Origin of the sequence: Pantoea anthophila (genome assembly GCF_026104315.1) — a bacterium.
GTDB classification, from domain to species: Bacteria; Pseudomonadota; Gammaproteobacteria; order Enterobacterales; family Enterobacteriaceae; genus Pantoea; species Pantoea anthophila.
In genome coordinates this window covers 1,258,722-1,267,075 of sequence record NZ_CP110473.1, presented here as the reverse complement: position 1 = coordinate 1,267,075, position 8,354 = coordinate 1,258,722, and the positions used below count along the sequence as shown (strand labels likewise).

At 56.1% G+C, this 8,354-nt stretch carries 4 protein-coding genes; 3 read left to right on the top strand and 1 reads right to left on the bottom strand.

Annotated features, from left to right (window positions below; all coding sequences use genetic code 11):
• Window positions 1-504: 504 nt before the first annotated feature.
• Genes OJ965_RS08530 through rcsB form a run of 3 tightly spaced genes read left to right on the top strand, consistent with a single transcriptional unit; the run spans window position 505 to window position 4,988 of the window.
• Window positions 505-1,659, top strand: a complete 1,155-nt coding sequence (locus tag OJ965_RS08530; RefSeq protein ID WP_150028884.1) for an MFS transporter — start codon at window positions 505-507, stop codon at window positions 1,657-1,659.
• A 19-nt stretch (window positions 1,660-1,678) separates the two neighbouring features.
• The gene (gene rcsD / locus OJ965_RS08525) at window positions 1,679-4,336 is read left to right on the top strand and encodes a phosphotransferase RcsD (protein WP_265138804.1); all 2,658 of its coding nucleotides are present in this window, start codon (window positions 1,679-1,681) and stop codon (window positions 4,334-4,336) included.
• A gap of 1 nt (window position 4,337) precedes the next feature.
• Window positions 4,338-4,988, top strand: coding sequence for a response regulator transcription factor RcsB (gene rcsB, locus OJ965_RS08520; RefSeq protein ID WP_009089068.1), 651 nt, complete (start codon window positions 4,338-4,340; stop codon window positions 4,986-4,988).
• Between the two features lie 43 nt (window positions 4,989-5,031).
• Here rcsB and rcsC read toward each other — a convergent pair whose 3' ends face one another.
• Window positions 5,032-7,884, bottom strand: a complete 2,853-nt coding sequence (gene rcsC / locus OJ965_RS08515) for a two-component system sensor histidine kinase RcsC (protein WP_058957783.1) — start codon at window positions 7,882-7,884, stop codon at window positions 5,032-5,034.
• Window positions 7,885-8,354 lie beyond the last annotated feature (470 nt).

The following is an 8,354-nucleotide window of genomic DNA, read 5'->3' as shown; positions in this document are numbered from 1 at the left end:
CAAAATAACTTTTATCCTAAACGTGCTGAAAATCAACACCAATGTACAGATTTAATTATGATTTAATCTTTATTACATAAGTCAGTCTTGCTATAAAACGTTCACGAAAAAACGCTTTACCCTTGATTTTTCATGTCAATTTGTGGCGGGATGTTTCCATAAACGTCATAAAACGGCTAAAATATCGCCACTCTGAGAACTTCAGGGCACTGAAAAGATTTTTTTAGTTATGCGATTCAGCCAGCATTTCCCACCGAGCCGACAGCTTCGTTTAAGCAGACAACCCGTTGAAAACGGCACTGAAATTTGAGTTAAGTCGACCTGCGCGGCGTCCCGCCCTGCCAGGAAAGTTCTGGAAAAAATCCGCAGCGCATTAAAAATCGGTAAACTCCCGGTTTTGTCATATTGATGAGGGTGCTGCACCCCTGCTGATAAGAGGCGCGACGGCCACAGATTGCCGGCCGGTGCTACACTTTTCCGCTTTATCACTGATGAATCTGACCTATGACCGCACTGGACGCTGCACAACAACATCAACAGCAGAGCCGCCTGAACTGGGGCACCCGCACCATCTTTCTGATCAACGGGTTAGGCATGTCAGCCTGGGCACCGCTGGTGCCGTTTGCCCGTGATCGTTTGCAGCTGAGCGGCGCCTCACTGGGTGCGTTGCTGCTCTGTCTCGGCATCGGTTCACTGGCGGCGATGCCGGTCACCGGCACGCTGGTTGCGCGGTTTGGCTGCCGTCGGGTGATGTGTTTCTCCACTCTGTTAGTGCTGCTCATGATGCCGCTGCTGGCCACGGCGGACTCGCATCTGCTGATGGCGGCCGCGCTGATGCTGTTTGGTGCCGGGCTGGGCATGCTGGATGTCGCCATGAATTATCAGGCGGTTCAGGTTGAACAGGCGGCGGGTAAGCCGATGATGTCCGGCTTTCATGGCTTCTTCAGCCTTGGCGGCATTCTGGGTGCGGGGACGGTCAGCCTGCTGCTGAGCCAGTCGTTCTCTCCGCTGGCCGCTACGCTGGTGGTAATGGCCGTGATGCTGCTGCTGTTGTTATGGCGCATCCCGGTATTAATGAATGAGCGTCTCCATCAGCCCGACCAGCCCTGGCTGGTGATCCCCCGTGGCTGGGTGGCGTTTCTCGGCCTGCTCTGCTTTATTCTCTTTCTGGCAGAGGGCGCGGTGCTCGACTGGGGCGCGCTGCTGCTGCTGCAGAACCCGGCGATGTCAACGGCCTATGCCGGCCTCGGCTATGCCACCTTCTCCGTGGCAATGACGCTGGGGCGGTTCAGCGGCGATAAAATCATCCAGCGCTTTGGCCGCTATCCGGTCATGATAACCGGGGCGCTGACCGCCGCAGCGGGCATGACGCTGGCGGTGTGGCTGCCGTGGCCGGAGATCGCCCTGCTGGCTTTCCTGCTGGTCGGCTTTGGTTTATCCAATACGGTGCCGATGTTGTTCAATGCTGCCGGGAATCAACAGGATATGCCCGCGAACCTGGCGATTTCTGCCATGACAACGCTGGGATATGCGGGTATTCTCTCAGGTCCGGCTTTAATCGGATTCATTTCGCAATGGATCAGCCTCAGCGGCGCGTTTTTAGTGATCGCCCTGCTGCTGTTAGTGGTAGCCGCCAGTGCGCGAAGAGTTGCGCGATAATTCAGGTACCTGACACGCTATGTTGTATAAGTTTCCACTGACATCCGGCAATGTCACCCGCTTTTTTGTGGTTTTCAATCTGGTGCTGCTGCTGGCGCTGGGCTTTATGGTGCAGAACTCCGTGAATGCCTGGCTCACCGGAAAACGCTATGCCATGGACGATCTGGCCCGCGACGTTCAGAAGCGTATCGACGCCTATCGCTTTGCCACCTGGCAGATCTATGAAAACCTCTCCACCAGTGCGGCAGGAACGTCTCCGGGCAGCAGCCTGCAGGAGACGCGCCTGCGTCCTGACGTCTACTATCTGGAAAAAACCCGGCGCAAGACCGAAGCACTGATCTTCGGATCGCATGACAGCAGTACGCTGGATATGACCATGCGGATGTCCAACTATCTGGATACGCTCTGGGGCGCGGAAAACCCGACCTGGTCGATGTACTTTTTAAATGGTCAGGACAATAGCCTGATCATGATCTCCACGCTGCCGCTGAAGGATATGGCGACGCGCTACAAAGAGAGCGCCATCAGTTCAATGGTGGACAGCCGTCGCGGTGAAATGCTGCAGCAGGCGAACGCGCTGGACGAGCGTGAGAGCTTCTCGCCCCTGCGTCACCTTGCCTTCCAGAACGATCACTACTTCACGCTGCGCACCACCTTTAATCAGCCTGGCCACCTGGCCACCGTGGTCGCCTTTGATCTGCCGGTGAACGATCTGGTGCCGCAGAATATGCCGCTGGAGAATTTCCAGCTGCGTCAGGACAGCTCACTGCCCTCTGCCAGCAGTGAACAGCAGGAGGTGGAAAATACGCACATCTCGCTGGTTAACCCGAACGTCGAGATTGCCGCCACGCTGCCCAGCACCCCACTCCAGCTGGTCTATCAGGTGCCGATTACCCGCCTGATCGTCGACACGCTGCACAACCTGCTCTGGCCGCTGCTGATCAACCTGCTGCTGTTCCTGCTGTCGCTGGCCGGTGTGATGCTGCTGCGTCAGCAGTCCCTGCGCCCCAGTGAGAACCAGAGCGCCGAACTCGACTCGCTTCGGGTACTGAATGAAGAGATTGTGGGTAGCCTGCCGGTGGGCCTGCTGGTCTATGACTTTGCCAGCAACCGCACCCTGCTGAGCAACAAAATTGCAGAGCATCTTCTGCCGCACCTCAATCTGCAGAAGATTATTAATATGTCCGACCAGCATCAGGGCGTTCTGCAGGCTACCATCAATAACGAAGTGTATGAGATCCGCCACGCCCGCAGCGTGCTCTCACCCCATACCCAGCTGTTTATGATGCGTGACCAGGATCGCGAACTACTGGTGAACAAGAAGCTGCAGAAAGCGCAGCAGGTGCTGGATCGCAACCATCAGATGCGGCAGCAGCTGCTGCACAATCTCGGTCATGCGCTGAATCAGCCGCTGGAGAAGATCGTGGCGCAGCTGGTGCAGCTCAGCCAGCGGGATGCCGATGAATCCGTGCTCGACCTGCTTGATGAGAGCCAGGGGCTGGCGCGGCTGGTGGATGATATTGTGCTGCTGAACCGGCTGGAGGCGCACGACTGGTCACCGGATGCCACCATCTTCAACCTGCAGGAACTGCTGGATGAGATCGCACTGGAAAGCCTGCCGCTGATGCGTCGCAAAGGGTTGTCACTGGTGGTGAATAACCATCTGGCCAATGATGAGATGCGCTTTGGCGACCGTCGCGCCCTGCGTAAGGTGCTGACCACCCTGATGCACTATGCGCTGACCACCACCCGCTGGGGAAAAATTACCCTGGAAGTTAAGGTTGCGAATAAACAGGCCGATAGACTCATCATCGAACTGGTTGATACCGGCGCGGGCCTGACCGTGGATGAGCTGGCGAATGTCGATTTCCCGTTCCTGGGCGACACCAGCCAGGATCGATACGGTCAGGCGTCAGGCATGGCCTTCTTCCTCTGTAAACAGCTCTGCAAGCAGATGGGGGGCAGTCTGGATATCGTCGCGAAAGCGGATATCGGCACCCGCTATAATATGCAGCTGCCGATGGCACTGGAGCAGAAGCAGGAAGAAGAAGAGGAAAAAATTCTGGATGGGGTCACCGCCCTGGTGGAGATCACCGTGGAGGACGTCCATAAAATCGTCTGCCGCCATCTGGAAAACTGGGGAGCGCGCTGTCTCACCCCGGACGAGCGTATTTCCGGACAGGATCACGACGTGCTGGTAACCGACGATCCGTCGAAGCTGAGCGGCTGGGCACTGCTGCTGGCGGAAGATGAGCTCGGTCACCATGCACTGAACGACCAGCAGTATCGGGTCAATTTCAATCTCAGTAATGCGCTGCTGGATGCATTGCTGGCCCTGATTGAGAAGCAACTGTCGCATGATGTGATGGATAATGACAGGGAAGACGACACAGCCACGCCACTGATGAGCGGCGGCTATTTCCAGCTGTTTACCGAGACAGTACCGGTTGATGTGAAGAGACTGTATACTGAGTCAGCAGAAAAGGACTACGACTCGCTTGCTCAGACAGCGCATCGCCTGAAGGGCGTGTTTGCCATGCTCAACCTGTCTCCCGGCAAACAGCTTTGTGAAGAGTTAGAACACCACATTAAAGCGTGTGACGATTCAAACATTACAAATACCACCAGTGATATTGACGCTTACGTCAATCAACTGCTGCAGCAAGGTAACCAATAAGATGAATAACTTAAATGTAATTATTGCCGATGACCATCCAATTGTCCTTTTCGGTATCCGAAAGTCTCTGGAACAAATTGAATGGGTCAACGTTGTAGGTGAGTTCGAAGACTCAACAGCACTGATCAACAATCTGTCCAAGCTGGATGCTAACGTCCTGATCACCGACCTCTCAATGCCTGGTGAGAAGTATGGCGACGGCATCACGCTGATTAAATACATCAAACGCCACTATCCGGATCTCTCCATTATTGTTCTGACGATGAACAATAACCCGGCGATCCTGAGCTCTGTGCTTGATCTCGACATCGAAGGCATCGTGCTGAAACAGGGCGCGCCAACCGACCTGCCGAAAGCGCTGGCAGCCCTGCAGAAAGGCAAGAAATATACGCCGGAAAGCGTGGCAAAACTGCTGGAGAAAATCAGCGCGGGCGGTTACGGCGACAAGCGCCTGTCACCGAAAGAGAGCGAAGTGCTGCGTCTGTTCGCCGAAGGTTTCCTGGTGACAGAAATTGCCAAGAAACTGAACCGCAGTATCAAAACCATCAGCAGCCAGAAGAAATCAGCGATGATGAAACTGGGCGTGGATAACGATATCGCCCTGCTGAACTACCTCTCCTCTGTCAGCCAGACGCAGGTCGAAAGAGACTAATCGATCGCTGAGGCGGTGCAGCCTGCACCGCCTCCCCTCTGCCCTACTTCATGCGCGTTTTACGCACCCGCTCAGCATAGATTGCCAGCGTGCTTTTCAGCACATCTAACGTCACCGGTTTCGACAGGCAGTTATCCATGCCCGCGTCCATACAACGCTGCTTCTCTTCGGCCAGCGCATTTGCCGTGACGCCAATGACCGGGAAGAGATGCCCCAGCTGACGCAACCGCTGCGTCAGGCGATATCCATCCATGTTCGGCATGTTCACGTCGGTCAGTACGATGTCGATCTCATTGCGGCTCAGCACGTTAAGCGCATCAACGCCATCCTGGGCGGTTTTCACCTGATACCCCAGCGTGCCGAGCTGTTCTGAAAGCAGCATGCGGTTAATCGGATGGTCATCGACGATCAGAACCATGATGTCATCGTTGTGAATCTTCTCTTCCACCGGGCCAGCCAGCAGCAGCGCATCTGCCGCGTCGTGGCCGAGCGAGATGCGATAGATACGCGCCAGCAGCGCCGGTACTTCATGCAGTGTGGCGGTCGAGTGAACCCAGCGTCCAGGCTGACGTTCACGCGGCATATCCACATGCGATCCATCAAATGTGACCAGCGCCCGCAGCGGTAGATCGATCTCCAGCTCATAATCGGTCATCACCACATCGTCGGGGCCCGGTCTGCCGTTATAATCCGCAACCTGAATCCCCTGCTGCTGCATCTGACGCGTGATAAACGCCGCCAGATAATCATTGCGCATCGCCAGCCAGATTTTCTTCTCCTGCAAATCCTCCAGCAGCATCAGCGACGGCTTCTGCCCTTTGTAGACGGGAATACGTACAATGAACTGACTGCCCATGCCCGGCTCTGAGTCGACCTCAATGTCGCCGTCCATCATATTGATCAGCTTTTCACAGATCGCCAGTCCCAGCCCGGTGCCCTGGAAATTACGCTGCACGCCATTCCCGACCTGGAAAAAGGGATCAAACAGGCGCGGCAGCTCTTTCGCCGGAATCCCGACCCCGGTATCGCGCACCCGGAAAGCCAGATAGCCCTGCGAGACGTAGGCGTGCAGGATAATACAGCCGGTGTGGGTGAACTTAATGGCGTTGTTCAGCAGGTTGGAGATCACCTGTTGCAGACGCAGCGGATCGCCATCCAGCACCTGCGGAACGTCATGTTCGATAAAGCAGTAGAGCGTCAGCCGCTTCTTCACCACCAGCGACAGATAGTTGCCGACGATGTGGGTCACGATTTCACGCGGTGCAAACGGACGCGGCTCGATCTTCAGCTGCTCTGACTCGATTTTAGAGAAGTCGAGGATATCGCTGATGATTTTCAGCAGCAGGCTGGAGGAGTTGTTCATCGCCGTCACCAGCGAGTCGATCCCGCTGGGCAGTTGCCGGGTCTGCAGCAGATCAAGGTTACCGATAATCCCATAGAGCGGCGTGCGCAGCTCATGGCTGACGGTGGCAAGGAACATCGACTTCGACTGGCTCGCCTGCTCTGCCGCATGGGCCATCTCCTGCAGCGACTGCTCCATACGGACACGGGCCGACACATCCACCAGTACACAAATCGCCACGTTCTCATTGCGATAGCGCGAATGGACAAAGCTGATTTGCAGGTTGGTGTTGCTGCCGGTGAGCACATCGACAAAGTTAACCTGCTGGCCGCCGATAATCTCATTCAGCCGCAGGCGATCTTCCTGGGTCAGCAGGGTCAGGTAATTGTGCGCCAGCTCGTTACTCAGAATATTGGTGCCGTCGCTGGTGCGTAAAATACAGATCCCCACCGGCGCCGAGGCCACAATCTTACGGTTGAACTGCTCATGCTCCTCCAGCCGGTGCGCATTCTCCTCGGCGGGCAGGAACATCCGGCGCTCAAACAGCCAGGCGAGCGTAAACAGAATGATGGCGCTGAACACATTGAGCAGCAGCGCATTGATGATCATCAGCTTCAGCTGATCCATCATCACGTCGGTGGGTATCGACCACACCACGTTGAGATCGGAAGGCGGCAGCGGCTTTTTCAGCACCAGCTGACGGTAACCATTCAGATAACCGAACCAGGTTTTGTCATCGGGCAGACTGTCGAGCGAGAAGCCCAGCCCGCCCCGGCGCGAATTGAGCAGTGGACGATAATTTTCGTCGGTAATCGAGGCGATGATCGGCAGACTGCCCGGCTGGATAAACTCATCCAGGCGGATATTCTGTTCGACGCCCAGCAGCGCCTGCAACTTGTTGGCCACGTAGACCGGCACCACCATATAGAAGGTGCCGACACCCGGCTGAGCACTGCTGTTGATCCAGTACATCGGGTTGCGGCGCTCTTCTTCGTTGCTGTTACGGTAGCGCAGCACATTCTCACGCAGCGATTTCAGGCTGCGCTCCCGATCGGCGGTGCTGCTGCCAATCGTAAAGTCAGCCAGACACTGGCTTTCCCCTCCGATAAAGAACACCCGGTTCAGCTCATACGAGGAGGCGAAGTTGCTTTTCCAGTAGTTGATGTAATAACTGAGGGAGTCGAGCGAGTTGCGCCAGGTGTTGCTCATGGCGGTGCAGTCGCCATCTGAAAATAGCGGCGTAAACTGCGGCTGGGTCGTTTTACCCGGGATCATGCCGGTCAGCGCATCCATGCCGTTGCTGGCATTCGTCAGCCGGTTCTCCGTAATATATTTCAGCTCCCGCATCATGTCGGCGGAGTGCCGCACATACCACTGTATCGTGCCGTAATTGCTGGCAAACTCCTGACGAACCTGCGTCTCTTTATTGTGCAGCACGCTGATGATGTAAAACGCGGTAAGAACAGCGCCCAGCGTCCAGATTAGCAGCGCCAGCGCGCGGAAAAGATAGCGCGAGATGCGAAGCGTAGTGCGGAAAGAGACAGGATATTTCAAAGGGAACTCGCAGTTGGCAAGGTTAGTCGCATCATCAATTTTTATTGCCCATACACTAGCTTCATCGGGCGAAAAAAGCCAGCCAGCGGAAGGCCCGGCAGGCAGTTTGGGACGCTTTTCGGACAGCTTTTGCCGTCACGCCTGACGTCCCCCATCCCCCGCCTGAAGCGAAACCGTTTTCCAGCCAGAAAGAGCTGAAGCGACACCACATCCCGGCGAGAAAAAGCTGAAGCAACACCCTATCCCGGCGAGAAAGACCTTTCGATCGCAGCGGCCTCACCGCCACATCCACAAGAATCCGCATCCTCCCGCCCGCGCACTCACCCGCCTGAAGCGACACCTTATCCCGGCGAGAAAGGCCTGCCATGCCCGAAGAGCAAAGCGTCCACGCCAGGGATGGCGTGGCCGATCCGCAGGGATGCGGGAATCCTTTGCGGTCGGGCGTGGCGGGCCTTTCGATTGCAACGGCC